The organism is Adhaeribacter aerolatus, from assembly GCF_007991635.1.
Classification (GTDB): Bacteria; Bacteroidota; Bacteroidia; order Cytophagales; family Hymenobacteraceae; genus Adhaeribacter; species Adhaeribacter aerolatus.
Genome location: NZ_BJYS01000027.1, coordinates 1 through 18,270 on the forward strand (window position 1 = coordinate 1; position 18,270 = coordinate 18,270).

Annotated in this window: 20 protein-coding genes; 11 read left to right on the forward strand and 9 right to left on the reverse strand. The window is 45.2% G+C overall.

From position 1 onward, the window contains the following. Positions 1–81 precede the first annotated feature (81 nt). From AAE02nite_RS17245 to AAE02nite_RS17265, 5 genes are all read right to left on the reverse strand, one after another. Positions 82–798 (reverse strand): sulfite exporter TauE/SafE family protein, encoded by a 717-nt coding sequence (locus AAE02nite_RS17245; RefSeq protein ID WP_146900432.1) that lies wholly within the window; start codon positions 796–798, stop codon positions 82–84. Between the two features lies 1 nt (position 799). Continuing rightward, positions 800–1,276 carry a FixH family protein gene (locus tag AAE02nite_RS17250; RefSeq protein ID WP_146900435.1) on the reverse strand — a complete coding sequence of 159 codons (477 nt, stop codon included), beginning with the start codon at positions 1,274–1,276 and terminating at the stop codon, positions 800–802. Between the two features lie 24 nt (positions 1,277–1,300). Beyond that, positions 1,301–2,701: a cytochrome c oxidase accessory protein CcoG gene (gene ccoG, locus AAE02nite_RS17255; protein WP_146900440.1), complete on the reverse strand. Its 1,401-nt coding sequence runs from the start codon at positions 2,699–2,701 to the stop codon at positions 1,301–1,303. Positions 2,702–3,156: 455 nt separating this feature from the next. After that, positions 3,157–4,338, reverse strand: coding sequence for an MFS transporter (locus AAE02nite_RS17260; protein WP_146900443.1), 1,182 nt, complete (start codon positions 4,336–4,338; stop codon positions 3,157–3,159). Positions 4,339–4,377: 39 nt separating this feature from the next. Then, positions 4,378–5,946, reverse strand: coding sequence for an aryl-sulfate sulfotransferase (locus AAE02nite_RS17265; RefSeq protein ID WP_146900446.1), 1,569 nt, complete (start codon positions 5,944–5,946; stop codon positions 4,378–4,380). Positions 5,947–6,178: 232 nt separating this feature from the next. Here AAE02nite_RS17265 and AAE02nite_RS17270 point away from each other — a divergent pair, with 232 nt between their 5' ends. Next, entirely contained in the window at positions 6,179–6,859 is a 681-nt protein-coding gene (locus AAE02nite_RS17270) for a sulfotransferase family protein (protein ID WP_146900449.1), read from the forward strand. A gap of 325 nt (positions 6,860–7,184) precedes the next feature. Here the strand turns inward: AAE02nite_RS17270 and AAE02nite_RS17275 are convergent, their stop codons facing one another. The 3 genes from AAE02nite_RS17275 to ccoN form a co-directional block, all read right to left on the reverse strand. Then, positions 7,185–8,387 carry a c-type cytochrome gene (locus AAE02nite_RS17275; RefSeq protein WP_146900452.1) on the reverse strand — a complete coding sequence of 401 codons (1,203 nt, stop codon included), beginning with the start codon at positions 8,385–8,387 and terminating at the stop codon, positions 7,185–7,187. Further along, entirely contained in the window at positions 8,384–8,581 is a 198-nt protein-coding gene (locus AAE02nite_RS17280; RefSeq protein ID WP_146900455.1) for a hypothetical protein, read from the reverse strand. Before AAE02nite_RS17280 ends, AAE02nite_RS17275 begins: the two co-directional genes overlap by 4 nt. A gap of 131 nt (positions 8,582–8,712) precedes the next feature. Continuing rightward, complete coding sequence (gene ccoN, locus AAE02nite_RS17285) at positions 8,713–10,896, reverse strand: cytochrome-c oxidase, cbb3-type subunit I (protein ID WP_146900458.1); 2,184 nt, start codon at positions 10,894–10,896, stop codon at positions 8,713–8,715. Positions 10,897–11,312: 416 nt separating this feature from the next. Between ccoN and AAE02nite_RS17290 the strand changes: the two genes are divergently transcribed. From AAE02nite_RS17290 to AAE02nite_RS26565, 6 genes are all read left to right on the forward strand, one after another. Continuing rightward, positions 11,313–11,636, forward strand: coding sequence for an ArsR/SmtB family transcription factor (locus AAE02nite_RS17290; protein ID WP_146900461.1), 324 nt, complete (start codon positions 11,313–11,315; stop codon positions 11,634–11,636). A 6-nt stretch (positions 11,637–11,642) separates the two neighbouring features. Next, positions 11,643–12,113, forward strand: coding sequence for an SRPBCC domain-containing protein (locus AAE02nite_RS17295; RefSeq protein ID WP_146900465.1), 471 nt, complete (start codon positions 11,643–11,645; stop codon positions 12,111–12,113). Position 12,114: 1 nt separating this feature from the next. Beyond that, positions 12,115–12,495 carry a DoxX family protein gene (locus tag AAE02nite_RS17300; protein ID WP_146900470.1) on the forward strand — a complete coding sequence of 127 codons (381 nt, stop codon included), beginning with the start codon at positions 12,115–12,117 and terminating at the stop codon, positions 12,493–12,495. 10 nt (positions 12,496–12,505) lie between these two features. Next, a complete protein-coding gene (locus AAE02nite_RS17305; protein ID WP_146900473.1) occupies positions 12,506–13,084 on the forward strand; it encodes a YdeI/OmpD-associated family protein in 579 nt (192 codons plus the stop codon). Positions 13,085–13,179: 95 nt separating this feature from the next. After that, entirely contained in the window at positions 13,180–13,353 is a 174-nt protein-coding gene (locus AAE02nite_RS26560; RefSeq protein WP_218033514.1) for a hypothetical protein, read from the forward strand. Positions 13,354–13,361: 8 nt separating this feature from the next. Continuing rightward, entirely contained in the window at positions 13,362–13,598 is a 237-nt protein-coding gene (locus tag AAE02nite_RS26565) for a hypothetical protein (RefSeq protein WP_218033515.1), read from the forward strand. Positions 13,599–13,747: 149 nt separating this feature from the next. On the opposite strand, the gene AAE02nite_RS17315 is transcribed toward AAE02nite_RS26565, so the two are convergent. Continuing rightward, positions 13,748–15,094 (reverse strand): acetylxylan esterase, encoded by a 1,347-nt coding sequence (locus AAE02nite_RS17315; protein ID WP_371863488.1) that lies wholly within the window; start codon positions 15,092–15,094, stop codon positions 13,748–13,750. A 157-nt stretch (positions 15,095–15,251) separates the two neighbouring features. On the opposite strand from AAE02nite_RS17315, the gene AAE02nite_RS17320 reads away from it, so the two are divergent. From AAE02nite_RS17320 to AAE02nite_RS17335, 4 genes are all read left to right on the forward strand, one after another. Next, positions 15,252–15,704, forward strand: coding sequence for a GNAT family N-acetyltransferase (locus AAE02nite_RS17320; protein WP_146900476.1), 453 nt, complete (start codon positions 15,252–15,254; stop codon positions 15,702–15,704). Between the two features lie 170 nt (positions 15,705–15,874). Continuing rightward, complete coding sequence (locus tag AAE02nite_RS17325; protein WP_146900479.1) at positions 15,875–16,939, forward strand: methyltransferase; 1,065 nt, start codon at positions 15,875–15,877, stop codon at positions 16,937–16,939. 7 nt (positions 16,940–16,946) lie between these two features. After that, positions 16,947–17,192 (forward strand): VF530 family protein, encoded by a 246-nt coding sequence (locus AAE02nite_RS17330; RefSeq protein ID WP_146900482.1) that lies wholly within the window; start codon positions 16,947–16,949, stop codon positions 17,190–17,192. Between the two features lie 71 nt (positions 17,193–17,263). After that, positions 17,264–18,160, forward strand: coding sequence for a universal stress protein (locus AAE02nite_RS17335; RefSeq protein ID WP_146900485.1), 897 nt, complete (start codon positions 17,264–17,266; stop codon positions 18,158–18,160). Positions 18,161–18,270: the final 110 nt, after the last annotated feature.

Genomic DNA, 18,270 nt, shown 5'->3' on the forward strand with positions numbered 1-18,270 from the left:
TTTGCTTATCTACCTTTAAAGCTTAGGCAGGAATGGAGTATCTCATTACCTCATCCCTAACAACTTATAACTTATAACTAACTACTTCTTATGACAGCAAGCCAAAGAAGCCTGGTGATGCGGGGTGGCCGCCTGTGCTTTGGGGCTTACGTACGGAATACCTAAGTTCAGACCGCGCAGAATAAACAAACAGGCAATTACACAGGCCATATACGGCACCGCTTTTTTAAAGAAAAAACGGGTTTGCGGTTTTATTAATTTACCCGATAAAGAAACGAGCAACATCAGGGGCAGCGTTCCCAAGCCAAAGAGCGCCATGTAGGTCATCGCCAAAGGCAGGGTTTTCATGGCAATGGCCCCGGCCAAAGCAATATACACAAACCCGCAGGGCAGTAACCCGTTCAGCAACCCCACCACCAGCAGCGCGAACATATTCTGTTTCTGGTAATAACGCGCAAAAGTTTTCCGGACCCATAATAAAATTTTCTGAATAAAAGAAATATTACCCAGCGGCCGGGAGATGAGCGCGGGCATTACCGCCAGAATAAAAATCAAGACACCGGCTATAATCGAAACCAGTTGCTGAACGCCCACCAGTTGCAACGATTGGCCAAATGCCCCTGCCAGCAGCCCTAAACCGGCGTAAGTAATAATGCGACCACCATTGTATAAAAGGCGGCCGGTAACAAAATGCCAGCCCGAGCCCTTGCCAACAGGTAAAGCAACGGCTATCGGGCCGCACATGCCCAGGCAATGAAAACTGCCCAGTAATCCCATTAAAAAACCTGCCCAAACCATTTTACTTCAGCGTTATCCGGGTTTCGTTGTAATAATTTTGGTTGCCCCGGTTGTAGCTAATCTTTACCCGCCACAAACCTTTGGCTAACTTTTCGGTATTCAGTATCTGGTTCTGCGATTCGTTTAGATTTACCGGCACCTCAAAATCCTGAGAGCCATCGGATGGACGGAAAAAGCTGATGGTACCGGATATTTTTTCACCGGCAGCGGCCGGAATATGCAGGATAACCTGGTTGGTACCGGCCGGAGCGGCCACACTTACCTCCTGGTTTTGCGCGGCCGTGCGGTTCATAACCTCAATATGGTTCTGGTAGTCCAACTCCTGCTGGTAATAATCTTTGCTAACCAGATTCACTTCGGATCGCATGGCCTGGGTAACAAAGAATATAATATAGCTCATAAAACAGATAAAGGCGCCGGTAATAACATAGGGTAAAAACCACCCGCGTTTTCTTTTATTTACTGCTGTTGTATTCATTTTTAAAGTTCTCTAATATTGTTATTATTTGGCCGGCCCCATAAATTTGGTTTTCTCCACGGCTATTAATTTACCTTGGCTGTATACCCCTATTTCTATTTCGGAATTAATACCTTTTAAATATTGAAGCGGAATTTCGGCCAGGAAAACACCTTCGGTAATACCTTGCTTGGGTAATACCAGGTTATTTTTTACTACCTGAATGTTACCTTGGGCCGGTTCCATCAGTTTGAGGGTAATCGGCATCTCTTCGTTGGTTTTATTAATAACCGAAATATTATACAGGTTAATAATATTGCCTTTATCGCTTTTCTGGAACAGCATGCCCGGGGTGCGCAAAATGGTGGCATCTACGTTATTGCGGGTTACCAGCAGCGTTATCAATATTCCCATCAGCACCAGCAGCACGGCGGTATAGCCTTTAATACGGCTGGTTAATTTCCACTTCTCGCCCTTTTCAATGCCTTCCATGGAGTCGTAGCGGATTAAGCCCTGCGGTTTGTTTATCAGGTCCATGATGTTGTTGCAGGCATCAATGCAGGCGGTGCAGTTAATGCACTCCAGTTGGGTACCATTGCGGATGTCGATACCGGTAGGACAAACCTGTACGCATTGGTTGCAATCAATACAGTCGCCGGCGGTACGTTCCTGGCCTTTCCGTTGCTTTTCGCGGGGCTCACCGCGTACAAAATCGTAAGCAATAACGGTGGTTTTCTTATCCATCATTACCCCCTGTAAACGGCCGTACGGGCAAACAATGGTACAAACCTGCTCCCGGAAGCTGGCATAAACCCAGTAAAACATGCCGGCAAAAACCAGCAACGTACCCAAACCTGCCAGGTGGTTCAGCGGCGAATCCAGCACGATAGCTTTTAGTTCATCAATGCCAATAATATAAGCCAGAAACAGGTTGGCAATCAGGAAAGAGATAGCCAGGAAGATGGTGTGTTTGGTGCCTTTTTTTAATATTTTTTCGCGGGTCCAGGGGGCTTTATTCAGGGCCTTTTGTTTGTTGTAATCGCCCTCAATAAAATATTCGATGCGGCGGAAAACCATTTCCATAAAAATGGTCTGGGGACAAACCCAACCGCAGAAAACCCGGCCGTAAACCACGGTAAACAAAATAATAAATACCACCAGGGTTAAGAAAGCCAGCAACAAAATAAAGAAATCCTGGGGCCAGAATATTTGTCCGAAAATAATAAATTTGCGAGCCGGAAAGTTGAGCATTAGCACGGGCAAGCCATTTATTTTTAAAAACGGCACGGCAAATAAAATAGTTAGTAAACCATAACTTACCAGTTTGCGGGCATTAAAATATTTGCCTACTGGCTTCTTCGGATAGAGCCACACCCGCTTCCCCTCTTTGTCTACTGTAGAGACCGTGTCGCGGAAGTGGTCGAAATCGGTTGCAACGTTAGCCATAATTTTTATCTGGTTGGCCTAATTTAAGTAAGGCGCTTTTTCACTTTTTGACCTTACAAAATTGCTTATTCTCCTACCGGATTTTTATGACGGCGGTCACTATTATGGCTGATCTTAGTCAGGGAGAATTATTATGGTGGTAATTGATTGACAAATAGTTTCTAAGAACCTTTATCGCTTTTGGAGAAAAAGTTAAAATGGAATTTGCTAATTATGAATTTAAGTTGATGGTATTTACCCCGGTGCATTTTGTACTTCCCTTTTTGCATTAGGAAATCAGTTGTAAATAAATAATGATTTCAACTTATGATATACCCATCTGAGAGACTGATTAACCGAAATAAGCAGTTTTCCATCAGCCTTGATTTCGTTTCATTAAACTTACGTTTTGGGTCAGTTTTTATCAACCGAAATAAAGACAAATGGATACATTACCATTAAATAAAGGATGGAATTTACCTGGCCGGTAAACCAGGGGTGGTTTTGCTGGTCCGGCTTAACAGCGGAAGCAGAAACCCGATGGATAGGAGAAAAAGTAAACTCGCAGCCAGCATAAAAGTGGCGGGAAGAGATAAAATATTTAAAACCGGGTAAATAATAACCGGCGACAAGAACTGGCCCAGGAACCAAAAGGTGGTAAGCTTGCCAATTTCCTTTCCCCGAATTTCTGCCGGCGCAATTTTCATTACCCACATATTGGTATTCGGAATCATCATACCCATACCCAATCCGGTCAGCATCATGGCCAGTAAAACCAGTACATAAGTGCTGGCAATAGACAAAAGCGCAAAACCGCCAGCCATGAGTAAATATCCCATCGAAAATATAAAAAGCGCACTAAACCGATCTTTTATTTTAGCAAAAGAAAAAGAGGAAACGGCCGAAAAGGCGGTACTGATAGCAATAGCAGCGCCTGCTAAGGCATTTTTATCGATTCCCATAGCCCGCAGGTAAAACGGAATTTGTACCGGGATTAAAAAGAAAATAATCCACAGAAACATGGTATTTAAAAACAGCAGCCAGATTAAACCTGGTGATTTTACCAAGGATTTAGCCTGGTGATCTTTAGCTACTACTACCGGCTCATACAAAAATAAGATACTCAGGGGCAGAACCACCAGCGAAAATAAATAAAGCAGGAAGGGATAGCGCCAGCCCAGGTCGGCCAGAATACCGCCGAGGCCAATAAATAAAATGCCCCCCAGCGACATAAAAGCTATCTGGATTCCTACAAATTTTTGTCGCTCCTGCCCCTCAAAGTAATCGGCAATGAGGGTAATTACAATGGGCATTGACATACCCACCGCTATACCCAGTAATGCTCTGGAAATTAGCAGGTAGTACAGGTTGTGCAGGAAAAAGCCGCTGGCACCGGCCCCGGCATATAATACCAGCGAAACCCACAATATTTTCAATCGCCCGTACCGGTCGATGAAGCGCCCGGTTATAGGGGAGCATATGGCAATCATAAGGGCCGGCAAGGTTAATACCAGTTTAACCAGAAAGGCAGCATTCTTCACTTCCTTGAAAGCCTCAGCCATTTGGGGAATGGCCGGAGAAATGGTAATAACCGACATAATGGTCAGGCTACTTACCAGAAGCAGGGTAAGCTTTAATTTCCATTGGCTATTATTCATTGAGGTTAATTTACTTTTTCAAAGGAATTTGACTTACCATTATTTTTTAGCAACTGGTGGGGGCGGCAAAACAAAAGGTTTTGGTTGAGGCTTAAGGGGTTCCAGTTTGCGGTTGGCTAAGGCCGGATGACTGGCCGGAATAAAGGTAGCCCGAAACCCTGTATACGTCAGTGGCACGGGGGGAATTGGATCGCCGTTTGGTTTGCGAATATCCCCGCGGTAAGGATTTAAAAATTCCCACAGAATTTCACCTTCTTTATTCACCTCAAAAAACCGGCCTCTGGCTCCTTCATCAATAAAAGTATGGCCGTTGTCCATGCGGTGGGCCCCGGAAATAAAATCGCTCCAAAAAGAAATTGTATCGGAAGCTATATAGCTCCAAACCGGTTTAGCCGGACCAAATGCTTTACCTTTTTCTAAAACGTACGCTCCCGGTTTATTAACCGGAGGCGCTATTTCATATACGGCCGAATAGTTCAGACTGTCCCGGCCAGGTATGTCGTTATTAAATACCGTTAAATTACCGGCTCCGGGCTTTCCTTTTTCAATCCAGCGAATATCGTGCTGGTGGTGTAGAACCTGGTTAGTAGAATCTCCTCTGCGGTAATTGCCCGGGTTTCCCCACCGGTAGAGGAAATCACCGCCTTTTCCCCAGCGGCCTCCCTTATGGCCGGCGGCCTCCTGGGTGGTGGTGCTGTGGTCTATAATAAATATTTCACTTAAGTTCGGCGAACTGAAGGCTATCTGGTCTAAATCGGCATTATATTTAACTGCATTAAAATGGTAAATATCAGAACCTAAGTTTTCCGGGGTTTGGTTTCGCCAGGGTGCCATTTTCCCCAGCTTCCGCAAGGTATTCATGCTATCCCGCGTTATTAAGGGCTTAACCGGCTTACCCACATTAAAGTCTAACAATTCGGGGTGGTCGGCCGGGTTTCCGTAGTTCGCTTTCTTGGCGTCGTAATCCTGAACCAAATGGTCCATCATGTGCCATTCCCATACCACCTTTCCTCCCCGTTCTCCCTGCGGTTCTATTTCTACTATTTTGTCGGGCCAGATGCCGGCTTTGGGTATTAGTTCGGGTTTACGGCCGGCCGCCAGGGCTTCTGCCCCGGTTTTTGCCTCCCAGGCAATGGCCAAAATATTACCATTGGGTAGCACTGTAAAATCGTGGTGGGCATGGTATAATTCATTGGCGTATTCAAAATCCCATAATAGGTTGCTATCCCAGGAAATTTTCTGAATTCTACCGGTTTCACCCCCACCGGCAAATACCGGGAAATCCGGGTCGTGGGCATTTTGTATCAAAGAACCATCGTTGCTCAGGTAGGCGCCCATCACCCCATAATTTCCTTTCCATTCGTGCACGACCTCCCCTTTGCGATTAATCAGGTATACCGAAGCCGAGTTTGGTACGGCAAACATCACATAACCATCGGTTATCCCCTCGGTGGTTTTGGTTAGTCCACGCTTTATGCCATGGCCAAACATGTTCCGGTCTTTGCCGGTGAGTTGTTTTTTTTCAACTGTTTCTTTTTTATCAACCCCGCAGGAAAACCAGAAAAATATACTTAATGGTAGCAGGAAAAGTAAAAGTGGCTTTTTCATGGTACAAGAATAAGATTAAACCGAGGGTAAGAATTGAATTAAATAAAGGAGCGAAAGCTATAATCCAAGTGGGTTAGTCAATAACAATATTTAAGATTAATTTATAAAATATATTTATTTTTTCCAATTTTTTTATTAAATTGTCTGACTAATATTGCATATTTTCTTCTTATAATTATTTTTTTGCTCCGCTTACTAGTTCCCATCTTTCTAAATCCTAATGTTTAAAGTTATGTCAATTAAAATTATTGGCGCCGGATTACCCCGAACCGGGACAAATACCTTAAAAGCCTCTCTGGAGAAACTTGGTTATAATAAAACTTATCACATGAAAGAATTACTGGAACATCCGGATATGCTGCCTTATTGGCTGACGCTAAAAGAAACCGGAGAAACCGATTGGGAACAATTATATAATGGTTATGAGGCGACAGTAGATTTTCCGGGCTATCCGTGGTACCAAGAGCACATGAAACACTATCCCGACGCTAAAGTAATTCTGACAGTGCGGCCTTTTGATAAGTGGTACACCAGCATCCATAGCACCATCTGGCAGGCCGGCCCGCAAACCCTGCCCCAGAAATTAGCCATGATGACCAAACTGGCTTTTAATCCCCGGCTTCGTTCGGTAATAAAATGCGTAAAATTTGCGAAAGGAACCATCTTTGGCGTGCATTTACAAGGTAAATTTGAAGATAAAGCTTTTGCCGAAAAAGTATTTAACCAGCACATAGCCGACGTTAAAGCCTTTGTACCGGCTGACAAATTGCTCATTTACGATGTAAGCGAAGGTTGGGGACCGTTGTGTAGGTTTTTGGCTCTGCCGGAGCCGACAGAACAACTTCCGCATTTAAACAAGAAAGAAGATTTCAAGGAAATGCTGAGCGAATTAATGAAGGGTAATAAAGCTTAGAAAATTTGTTGGTTATAGCTTAAACGTGTTTCTGTTATTGAGGAAGAACACCAATTATATTATTTGGCGCAAACGCGCTATTGCCGGTAAGAGAAATAAATTGTACATATATCATCTTACCGTTAACTAAAAAATTAAGCCGATAAGAATAAAAAGGCGTTGGTTCTGATTTGATTTCAGTTTGGATTGGAACTATTGGACCATACCGTCAACCATACTTAGCTACCCTCAAAAGAAACATTTGGTACTTTCCGGAAAAAAATGCCGCCTGGCCAAAATTTGGACCAGGCGGCAGAAACAAGCTACTTTGTTTTTAACTTTCTTACTACTTTGTTGCTTTCTCGCCTTGCGGCTCTTTGGCGCCGGCCGGGTTAGAACCTTGTAAGCTCAAAATGTAACTGCTCACTTCCAGCATCTGGTCTTTAGAAAGTTTGCCGTTCCAGGCCACCATACCTTTTTCGGTTATACCAAACTTAATGGTTTTAAATATTTCGTTTACCTCGCCGCCGTGGAGCCAGTACTCGTCGGTTAGGTTCGGGCCAATTTTACCTTCGGCTGCCTGGCCGTGACAAGCCGCGCAGTTTTGCAGGTAAGCGGTTTTCCCTTTTTCTAAAGCGCCCGCATCCGTTAAAACTTTAAAATCGGTTTTTTCGTTGATGCTGCCTTCTTCGGTGGGCGGATGTAACAGCGCGGCGGTTTGCATTTCGGCTTCGTACTCGGCATCCTGCAGTTTACCACCCATTACATGGTAGTTCACCACGTACACCAAACTAAATACCACCGTTGCGTAAAACAGGTAGCGCCACCAAGGCGGCAAGTCGTTGTCGAATTCATGGATGCCGTCGTAGTCGTGGCCTTCCATGATAATATTCTTGTCTTTCTTAACCAGGAGCTGACCTTCGCCGCGGAAAACGTTCACCAGACGGGCCATAACGGAATGCTCATATTCTGGCTGTTGGTAAACTTTTGCCAGCAGCGGCGAAACCTGTTTTAAAATAACCAGGCCAAATAATAATATCACCAGCAGCAAAACAACCGCAAAAGACACAAGAACCAACAAAATAGGATCTACAGCCTGCAAATTAAATTCTGGTTCCGGTGCCGGAGCTGCCGCTGCGGCTTTCGTACCGGTAGTGACGGCCGGAGCAGCTTCAGCCGGAGCAGCCTCGCCGGGATTGGCCAGGTAAGCTACCAGCGAAGTTAATTGCTCTTCGGACAGGCTGCTTTCGAAAGCCGGCATTTGGGTTTTGTTGAATTTCTCGAACAAAGCCACCGCCTCTTTATCGCCGCTCTGGATTAATTTACTTGAGTTTTTGATAAAGTTCTTCACCCATGCTTCGTCGCGGCGCTCGGTTACCCCTTTCAGGGCCGGACCTACTACCTGGGCATCCAGGCTATGACAGGCGGCGCAATTATCGGTAAATACTTTTTTGCCGGCAGCTACCTGGTCCTGAGCGGCACCAGGTAGCGAAACCGCCATTCCAACTGCCAAAGCAGCTATTTTAAAATAATTGGTAAGTGTTTTCATGACCGGTAAACTCCTTCTTGTTGCAGTGAATCCTCATCGTTCTGGAGCGGCAGTTCGCTCATATTTTTCACCAGGTTTTTATCTACCAGAATCACGTACAGTATCAGGCCCAGGAAAAACCCAAAGAAGATAGCAAAGGAAATAATGGGGTATATTTCGATGCCGGCTATGGATTGCAGAATATTTTTATACATGGCTTTTTATTAGTTTAAAGGGGTTTGGTGTAAAGCTACTGTTGTGTTTTTTCCCAGGTTACTCTCCTGGCTTTACCCAGGAGAGGCCTGATTCGAAAAAACTAAAACGCACTTTTCACTCTTAATTTTTATTATTTTCCGGCTACTTCTTCTTTGGCTTTAATGTCGGTACCCAGGCGTTGCAGGTAAGCAATTAAGGCTACTATTTCTTTTTCGGGTTTTACTTCGATACCTTCTTTTCCTAATTCGACGGCTATTTCGCGGGCCTGGGTCATCAGGTGTTCGTTGGCATTTTTCTCGTACTGCTCGGAGTAAGGTACCCCCATCCGGCGCATCGCATGTATTTTATCCGAGGTGTTGGAGATATCCAGGTCTTTTTCGGCTAACCAGGGGTACGGAGGCATAATAGAGCCCGGCGACATGGTAGTGGGGTCTATCATGTGGTTGTAGTGCCAGGAGTGCGGATACTTACCGCCTACCCGGTGCACATCCGGACCGGTACGTTTAGAACCCCACAGGAAAGGCCGGTCGTACACAAATTCACCGGCTTTAGAATATTCGCCGTAGCGTTCGGTTTCGGAGCGGAACGGACGTACCATTTGCGAGTGACAGTTGTTACAGCCTTCTTTGATGTAAACGTCGCGGCCCTGTAATTCAAGCGAGGTATAAGGCTTCACGCTGCTGATGGTGGGCACATTAGACTCAATCAGGAAAGTCGGAATCATCTCGATTAAACCACCAATCAGGATAGCTACGGTAGCCCAAACGGCTAACTGAATCGGACGACGCTCAATCCAACGGTGCCAGTGTCCATCTAATTTGGCGCCTTTCGGCAATTTCTGTATAGGCGCCGCATGAGCTACTTCGTCGGCTAATAATTCGCCCTGACGAACAGTTTTGAACAGGTTGTAAGCCATTACAAAGGCACCCAGCAAATACATGGCACCACCAATACCGCGCAAATAATACATCGGAATAATCTGGAACACGGTTTCGAGGAAGTTCGGGTATTGCAGCGTACCTTCGGCGGTAAACTGTTTCCACATTAAGCCTTGGGTAAAGCCGGCCCAGTACATCGGGATGGCGTAGAACAAGATACCCAGCGTACCTAACCAGAAGTGGGTGTTAGCCAGTTTGTTGGAATATAATTTGGTTTGGAAAATGCGCGGGATTAACCAGTACAGCACACCAAAGGTTAAGAAACCGTTCCAGCCCAAAGTGCCTACGTGTACGTGTGCTACAATCCAGTCGGTGAAGTGGGCAATGGCGTTTACGTTTTTCAAGGACAGCATTGGGCCTTCGAATACCGCCATACCGTAAGTAGTAATGGCTACCACCATAAATTTCAGAACGGGGCTTTCGGCTACTTTATCCCAAGCACCGCGCAGGGTTAATAAACCGTTAATCATACCACCCCAACTGGGTGCAATCAGCATTACCGAGAACACCACCCCTAAAGATTGTGCCCAGTCGGGTAAAGCGGTGTATAACAAGTGGTGCGGACCGGCCCAGATGTAAATAAATATAAGCGCCCAGAAGTGAATAATAGATAAGCGGTACGAATATACCGGGCGGTTAGCAGCTTTGGGCAAGAAGTAGTACATCAGGCCCAGGTAAGGCGTGGTTAAAAAGAATGCCACCGCGTTGTGACCGTACCACCACTGCACCAGTGCATCCTGCACCCCAGCGTAACCCGAATAGCTTTTCAGGAAAGAAACCGGAATCTCGAAAGAGTTAACCAGGTGCAACACCGCTACCGTTAAAAAGGTAGAAATAAAGAACCAGATAGCTACGTACAAGTGGCGTTCGCGGCGTTGCAAAATGGTACCGAACATGTTCCAGCCAAATACTACCCAAATTACCGTAATGGCAATGTCAATCGGCCACTCCAGCTCGGCGTACTCTTTAGAAGTGGTAAAACCCAGGGGCAGCGTAATAGCAGCGGCTACAATAATGAGTTGCCAGCCCCAGAAGTGAATTTGGCTAAGCTTGTCGGAATACATCCGGGTTTTACACAGCCGCTGCAGCGCGTAATAAACGCCCATAAAAATACCATTGCCCACAAAAGCAAAAATGGCAGCGTTGGTATGCAGGGGTCTAATCCGGCCGAAGGTGGTATATTCGGTGCCCATGTTCATGGCCGGGTTGGCCAACTGGAACGCCACAATAACCCCCACCAACATGGCCACCAAGCCCCAACCAACGGAGGCGAAGGCAAAGTTGCGGACAATTTTGTTGTCGTAGTAAAAGGAATCCACAGCCGGTGCGCCCGGCGGAACTACTTTCTTTTCTTTTGGTAATGTTTCGAGTAACATAAGTGCTCTTTTGAATTTTTTCTGGTTCAAAATTCGTAAGAGAGCGCCTGAAGAAAGATGACGCAGATCATTTCCGGGGCTGATTGTTGTCAGGGAGGTAGGAGAAGGAACAAATAGTTACCGCTATGACCCAGCAAATGAGAAGGTAATTAGGCTAGGTTCGAGCCAGTTTTTATTCAAATAAACTATCGGTGTTTAATTCCTTAATCACCCATCTACTAAATATTATAATACCCTTAACATCTATTCTTCTAAAGGTATAAGCGCCGTGGGTTTATAAGCAAAGTAAAAGCTACAATATCGATACCACTACACAAATACTACCTCTTTAATATTTGCTGGTTAAACAAAAAATTTAAAAGAAAATTTGCGTAGTCAAATAACTACACATATATTTGTAGCCAAATAACTTCATAATGAATTTAAGACGTGACGTATTTCAGGCCATTGCCGACCCAACCAGAAGGGCAATTCTTCTTCTGGTAGCCTCACAATCAATGACTGCCGGTGCCATAGCGGCAAACTTTGACACGGCACGGCCAACGGTTTCTAAGCATTTACAAATTTTAACAGAATGCGAATTGCTAAAACAGGAACAAATAGGCCGGGAAGTTCACTACCATCTCAATGCTGCTAATATGAAAGTTGTTGCTGACTTTCTGGAGCCGTTCCGCCAGCTTTGGGATAACCGGTTTAATAAGCTGGAGCAGATTATGAAATCTTACAAACCTAAAAATTAAACTACTATGGAAAAGAAAACAAAGATTAATGCCGAGGACGGCAAACAGGAGATTGTAATTACCCGAGAGTTTGACTTACCAGTAGCGTTACTTTTTACAGCCTACGTGGAACCGGAAATTGTGGAGCAATGGATGGGCACCAAAGTACTGAAACTCGAAAATAAAAGACACGGAAGTTATCAATTCCAAACCACCGACCCAAAAGGGAATAAACACAATTTCAACGGAACGGTTCACGAATTTGAACCTGACCACAAAATTACCAGGACCTTTGAAATGGAAAACACAACGTTCCCTGTTCAGCTTGAATATTTGACTTTTGCGCCACTCACCATGCATACCAGCCAATTAACCATGCACATTGTTTACAAATCAGTAGCCGACCGCGACAATATGCTCAAACTGCCATTTGCCCAAGGCTTAAATATGGCGCACAACCGGTTGCAGGAAATTGTCAGCAAATTAAATAAACGGTAAAATGGCAAAGAGAAATAAAATCATTTATTGGGTTGCTACCATTTGGCTGAGCTTAGGCATGGTATCAACCGGCGTGGTGCAAATTATGCAACTGGAAGAAGAAGTTCAGAAAATGAACACCTTGGGTTATCCCATGTATTTCCTGACGATAATTGGGATTTGGAAACTATTGGGCGTGGTAGCTATCCTGCTTCCCAAAATACCATTGGTGAAAGAATGGGCGTATGCCGGTTTCTTCTTCCTGATGTCGGGCGCGATCTTTACCCACCTGGCCGTGCAGGACGGCGCTGCTGAATATTTTGGCCCTGCCTTGCTACTCCTTTTAACAGCCGTTTCGTGGTACTTCCGGCCAAACGAAAGAAAAATTGTTTTAAGTAATTAATCCAGCAGCTATGAATGCAAAAGTTGATTTGTTTTTAAGTAAGGCCAACAAATGGCAGGCAGAAATGACCTTGCTCAGGGAAATTATGTTCGAATGTAATTTAAGAGAAGATTTTAAATGGATGCATCCTTGCTATACCTACCAAAATAATAATATTATACTAATCCACGGTTTTAAAAACTACTGTGCTTTGCTTTTCTTCAAAGGCGTATTATTAGAAGACAAAGCGGGCATTTTAATCAAACAAACCGAAAATGTTCAGGACAGACGTCAGATTAGGTTCACGAATCTGGATGAAATATCAAATTCTAAATCTACCATTAAAGAATATATTTTGGAGGCAATACAGGTGGAGAAATCTGATCTGAAAGTTGAATTCAAAAAAACCGCAGATTATAACTTACCCGAAGAACTGCAAAAAAGATTTGACGCAGATAAGAATTTAAGAAACGCTTTTGCAGCACTCACACCCGGACGGCAAAAAGGTTATTTGCTGTTCTTCTCAGCAGCAAAACAATCCAAAACCAGGGAAAGCAGAGTAGATAAATATACTCCAAAAATTATGGCTGGAAAAGGGTTAGATGAGTAAATGAGAAAAGCCTTCCCATTATTTTGCTAAAGGCCAGCAGATTTGCTAATATTTTACCCCAACCATTTTAACCAGGAGATTAAAGCCCTTAACGCATGAAAGTAACAGAACAAATAGCAAAACACTTCCGGGAAATTCATTTTGGCGACAACTGGACTACCGTAAACTTGAAAGATAGCCTGAATGATGTGGATTGGCAACAAGCCACTACACAAGTTTATGGTTTAAACACCATTGCTGCCTTGGTTTTCATGCAAATTATTATGTAAGTGCCGTTTTGAAGGTATCACAAGGCGAACCACTAAATGCCAAGGATAAATTTAGTTTTGACCTGCCACCTATTCAATCGCCGGAAGATTGGGAAGCTTTATTAGATAAAACCGGGTGGTGCAGCAGTTACCAGAAAGCAAACTTTGGGAAACACTTACCGATGAAAAATACGGCAATTATTAACGAAATATTCACGGCATTATTGAGCATACCCACTACCACCTGGGACAAATTGTCCTGCTAAAAAAAATATTAGCACAATAAGCCATACCAGATGGCCTAAGGGAAAACAACTAAAGATTAAAAAAAACTGGCTGGTCATCAGACACAGCCAGGGCAGAACATACAGCCAAAATTTAAAACGAAAGGTTTACATAACGTAACAATAATCTTTTACTTCCTCGACTTTGTTTTAGCGGGTTCTTCCTTTACTAGTTTCGGCATTAGCCAAGCATCCGCTTTTTCATATTGTTCCGGGTAGGTCCAGTGGCCGGTTTCGGGTACCACAAATAAATCTTTGGGTGCCTTTAGCACATTATAAGCCGAATAGTAAGAGGTTGGCGGACAAGTTTCATCGTTGTAGCCCCAGGAATAAAAACCCGGCACTTTTACAAAGCGTGCAAAATTTACCACATCGTAGTAGCCTACGGTATTTATTTTATCTGGTGTTTCGTGTACGCGGTTGGTATTTTCAGCAAATAAATGCGGCCAGCCACCGGCCCGGCCATTCAGGTAACCGGTCATATCGGACAAGGCCGGGTAAAAAGCTACCAGCCATTTAATGCGGTTATCGAGGGCAGCCGTTACAATAGATAAAGCGCCGCCCTGGCTCCCACCCATTACGCTCATTTGGTTATCGTTTACCTGGGGCAAACTCGCCAGAAAATCGACGGCCCGCACACAGTTTAAATAAACGCGCTTGTAATAATAGCGGTCTTTGTTTTCGAGGTTAAACGCCGGGTAACCGCTTAAAGCCCCCGCCGATAAATTGTTGTACACGTCTAGGGGCATATCAACCGGAATGCCGTGGATGCCAATCTGGAAGGTAACCACGCCTTTTTCGGCGTGGCCCATATCGCCGCTGTAAGGCCGGATGCCCGCGCCGGGCACCTGCAGCAAAGCAGGGTATTTACCTTCTTTTTTTGGTACGCACAAAATGCCGTATAGCCGTGATTTACCATAGCCTTGCAAGTTTACGTGGTACACATTCACGTTCTCGGTGCAACGCTCGGGCATTAAGGTCATGCGTGCATCTAACGGAAGGGCCGCTAACTCGGCTTTCCCTTTTTCCCAAAACTGCGAAAAATCAGCCGGTAATTTCACGGTCGGCTGAATATTTGTGGGGTCGAATCCGGCAGTGCCCAAGCCTTTGTATTCTTTGCCATCTAAAGTGGCAAATACATCGCAGCGTAAAAAGCCGGCGGCCGGCATGGTGCCGCCGTCCAAAACTGCCTCGCCGTTGTTTAGCTGCAACGTGCCGGATTTAACCGGTTTCATCTTTTCGGGCATAATATTATACTTAACCGTAGCAGCCGGCACCGGTACCCCCGATTGCGTTACCAACACCCTAAACTTTACCGGCTCTCCGGGTTTGTAAAGCCAATTGGGGTGGTCGGGCGTTACCTGCACCTGGATGTAACTTTTCTGAATCTGGCCAAAGCCCAATTGAACCGACAATAAAAACAGTAGCCCCATCAGAAGGCTTTGGGAAGGCCGCACGGCCGATTTTACTTTAATCATGTTGGTTTATGTGATAAATTAATTATGCAGATATTGGGCCTAATGATAAGGAATTTAAGGGAAGGATGTACCTGAACAGGGAAAAAATTTAAAGGAACATATATTTAAGCGCTATTTATCCGGCGGTTCCGTAACTTCGGGCTTTAAGTTTTTAATAATGCATTTACATTACGAAATTGCTTCCCTGGGGCATTTACCGCAATTACTGGATATGCAGGAAGCATTTTATGCCATCGATAATTATCCGTTCGACCGGCCCAAAGCCGAAGGCGTAATGCGTCATTTTTTACAAACCCCTGCCTTGGGCATTATTTGGGTGGTGAAACCGGCCCCCGCAGCCGAAATATTCGGATACCTGGCGTTTACATTTTGCTACAGCTTTGAGTTTGGCGGCAAGATTGCTTTTCTGGATGAATTTTATTTAAAGGCTGATTTCCGCGGCCGGGGCTTAGGCAGGCAAATATTAAGCTATGCCCTTCAACAGGCGGCGGAATTAGGCTTGCAGGTAATTCACCTGGAAGCCGAACGGCATAACCAGGCGGGCAAATCGCTTTATCACAAATTCGGGTTCCGCGACCACGACCGCCACCTGATGACAAAAATTATATAACCAGCAATGTTAGACTTTTCAGCAAGCCGCAAGAAATCCTTCAAAAGGAAATTGGTTTGTAAGTCACTAACCAGTTTCTTCCTGAAGGATACCCGGTGGGCGTATTAAATATTAAAAATACATACGGTTCTTTATTGTTGTAGAAGCTTTTAAATCACCATAAAATATACATGCCAACACCACCTTTAGATCTGGCTCCTATCACCCGCCATTTAAGAGCAATGGCCGGTTCCCGCATTTTAATTACTGCCGTCCATCACATTCCGGTTTTCCAGGTTTTGCAAAACGGACCCAAATCTTTAGCCGATTTGGCGCAGCATTTAGGTTTGAAAGAACGCCCTGCCATGGTTTTCTTCCCGGCGCTCTGTGCCCTGGAAATGCTGGCATTTAATCCGGAAGGCAACTTAACTTTGACGCCACTCGGAAGATATCTGACCCAAACCCAGCAGCCCAATCTGGTTGGTTATACCGGCCTGGAAAAGAACGACCCGGGCGTACTGGCGCTAACCGAATTATTAATGAACGATGGGCCAAAGGATACCACCAACGGCGTAACTTATGTAAAAGACGACGATGCACCTTCGCCGATGGACGACCCGGAAGCTGCCCGTTTCCTGACCTTGGCGCTGGCGGGCCGGGCCGAATATTTAGCACGCGTTGTGGCCGAAAAACTACCTCAGCGCAACGGTCATTTGCTGGATGTGGCAGCCGGCACCGGCTTTTATACCTACGAGTGGCTCCTATCCAACCCCAAAGCGACCGCCACCGTTTTCGACCGGCCCGAAGTGTTAAAAGTAGCTAAGGAACTTCTGGACATATTCCGCAAAAGTGGCCGAAACGGCGCAGCCGAAGTGCGCCAAAGAGTGAGCTTTATGCCCGGCGATATGCTGACGGATGAACTGCCTGCAGCAGATTTAATATTAGCGGCCAGCCTCTTCCACGATTGGCCTACCAAAACCTGTATTTATCTTACACAAAAATTTGCCAGAGCGCTTAAACCCGGCGGCGAATTATGGGTACACGATGCTTTCCTGCACGATTCCTTGGATGGGCCATTAGCAGCTACTGATTATTCGGTGATGCTTTTTACCGGCACCAAAGGCCGGATTTATAGTCGTCAGGAACACCGCGAGTGGTTTTCTCAGGCAGGTTTAATTTCCACTGCCGAAAATTTCCCGACCCTGATGGACTATAATCTAATCTCGGCCCGTAAACCTGAGTATAGAATATTTTAGCTTAATAATGGAAGAACAGAAAAATAACCCGCTGCACGGCAAAACCCTAGAAATGATACTGGTTTACCTGGTAAACTACTATGGTTGGGATGAATTAGGCCATAAAATTAAAATAAACAGCTTTAACCACGACCCGAGTGTAAAGTCTAGTTTGCAATTCCTGCGCAGAACGCCCTGGGCCCGGCAGAAGGTAGAAGAACTTTACCTGAAAACCATCCGGCAGGCAAGCCGAGCGAAGGAAAAGGGCGAATAACCAACCGGTCAGCTTTGGTTCCGTAGAATATATAAATAATCTATATTAATAATTCTAATCTGCGCCCCCTTATGAAAAATATACTGGTCCCTACCGATTTCTCCGAGAATGCAGCCAATGCCCTCTCCTATGCTATCCAGTTGGCCCGGCGGGTACAGGGCCGTCTTATTCTTTTTCATAATGCCGATTTACCTGTGAGTTATGCCGCCACCAATATTTACGCATCAGCCGCCGGCGATGTGGGACTAGGCGCCAGCCCCTTATACCCCGGCGCCATTTACCCAGACCCCGAGTTAGAAAAAGTACAGCAGGAAAAATTAACCAAATTGGCCGAACAGGTCCGGCTGAACCAGCAGGAGGAGATTCCGGTGACGACCCATTTTAAATACGGCTCTTTTACCGGCAACCTGCAAGATATTTTGCAGGAGGAAAAAGCTGACCTGGTGATAATGGGCACCAAAGGCGCCAGTTCTTTCTTCGACCGCCTGATTGGCACCAATACGGCCTCGGTGATAAAAGAAATCCACGGTGTACCCGTTCTAGCTATTCCGTCCGAAGCCCGTTTTACCCCACCCCAAAACATCTTATTTGCGGCCGACCTGGAAGATGAAACTGAGATATACCTGAACCAATTGTTGGCTTTTGCCCAACCGTTCGGCGCTCAGATTACATTGGTGCATATTACCAGCCAGACCGAAACTGAAATCCTAAACGAAGAATTAATATTAGATGAACTGCGTAATCGCTTTCCGGGGCATCATTTAAGATTAATAGAACGCACCGATAAAACTGTAGCCCAGGGATTAGAAAAATATATAAAAGAAAACCCCACCAATTTATTGGCGATCGGTATCCACACGCACGGTTTCTGGCATTCGCTTTTTCACAGCAGCGTTACCGAAGATTTGGTTTTTCGGACTACCTTGCCTTTACTAGCCTTACCCGAAAAGCCATTCGCCAGGAGTTAATTTAACCACAGAAAAAGATTTGTTAAGTATTATCCTGGCCAGGGTTCACGTTCAATGTCCCCTAACCCTAACGTCTTTGCTGGTGTTGCCCTTCTTCCGGCCTCCGGCCG

What these genes read in the sequence shown, in the direction of transcription:
- AAE02nite_RS17245 (WP_146900432.1), bottom strand. Translation starts at nt 798, where the DNA reads ATGGTTTGGGCAGGTTTTTTAATGGGATTACTGGGCAGTTTTCATTGC.
- AAE02nite_RS17250 (WP_146900435.1), bottom strand. Translation starts at nt 1,276, where the DNA reads ATGAATACAACAGCAGTAAATAAAAGAAAACGCGGGTGGTTTTTACCC.
- ccoG (WP_146900440.1), bottom strand. Translation starts at nt 2,701, where the DNA reads ATGGCTAACGTTGCAACCGATTTCGACCACTTCCGCGACACGGTCTCT.
- AAE02nite_RS17260 (WP_146900443.1), bottom strand. Translation starts at nt 4,338, where the DNA reads ATGAATAATAGCCAATGGAAATTAAAGCTTACCCTGCTTCTGGTAAGT.
- AAE02nite_RS17265 (WP_146900446.1), bottom strand. Translation starts at nt 5,946, where the DNA reads ATGAAAAAGCCACTTTTACTTTTCCTGCTACCATTAAGTATATTTTTC.
- AAE02nite_RS17270 (WP_146900449.1), top strand. Translation starts at nt 6,179, where the DNA reads ATGTCAATTAAAATTATTGGCGCCGGATTACCCCGAACCGGGACAAAT.
- AAE02nite_RS17275 (WP_146900452.1), bottom strand. Translation starts at nt 8,387, where the DNA reads ATGAAAACACTTACCAATTATTTTAAAATAGCTGCTTTGGCAGTTGGA.
- AAE02nite_RS17280 (WP_146900455.1), bottom strand. Translation starts at nt 8,581, where the DNA reads ATGTATAAAAATATTCTGCAATCCATAGCCGGCATCGAAATATACCCC.
- ccoN (WP_146900458.1), bottom strand. Translation starts at nt 10,896, where the DNA reads ATGTTACTCGAAACATTACCAAAAGAAAAGAAAGTAGTTCCGCCGGGC.
- AAE02nite_RS17290 (WP_146900461.1), top strand. Translation starts at nt 11,313, where the DNA reads ATGAATTTAAGACGTGACGTATTTCAGGCCATTGCCGACCCAACCAGA.
- AAE02nite_RS17295 (WP_146900465.1), top strand. Translation starts at nt 11,643, where the DNA reads ATGGAAAAGAAAACAAAGATTAATGCCGAGGACGGCAAACAGGAGATT.
- AAE02nite_RS17300 (WP_146900470.1), top strand. Translation starts at nt 12,115, where the DNA reads ATGGCAAAGAGAAATAAAATCATTTATTGGGTTGCTACCATTTGGCTG.
- AAE02nite_RS17305 (WP_146900473.1), top strand. Translation starts at nt 12,506, where the DNA reads ATGAATGCAAAAGTTGATTTGTTTTTAAGTAAGGCCAACAAATGGCAG.
- AAE02nite_RS26560 (WP_218033514.1), top strand. Translation starts at nt 13,180, where the DNA reads ATGAAAGTAACAGAACAAATAGCAAAACACTTCCGGGAAATTCATTTT.
- AAE02nite_RS17315 (WP_371863488.1), bottom strand. Translation starts at nt 15,094, where the DNA reads ATGATTAAAGTAAAATCGGCCGTGCGGCCTTCCCAAAGCCTTCTGATG.
- AAE02nite_RS17320 (WP_146900476.1), top strand. Translation starts at nt 15,252, where the DNA reads ATGCATTTACATTACGAAATTGCTTCCCTGGGGCATTTACCGCAATTA.
- AAE02nite_RS17325 (WP_146900479.1), top strand. Translation starts at nt 15,875, where the DNA reads ATGCCAACACCACCTTTAGATCTGGCTCCTATCACCCGCCATTTAAGA.
- AAE02nite_RS17330 (WP_146900482.1), top strand. Translation starts at nt 16,947, where the DNA reads ATGGAAGAACAGAAAAATAACCCGCTGCACGGCAAAACCCTAGAAATG.
- AAE02nite_RS17335 (WP_146900485.1), top strand. Translation starts at nt 17,264, where the DNA reads ATGAAAAATATACTGGTCCCTACCGATTTCTCCGAGAATGCAGCCAAT.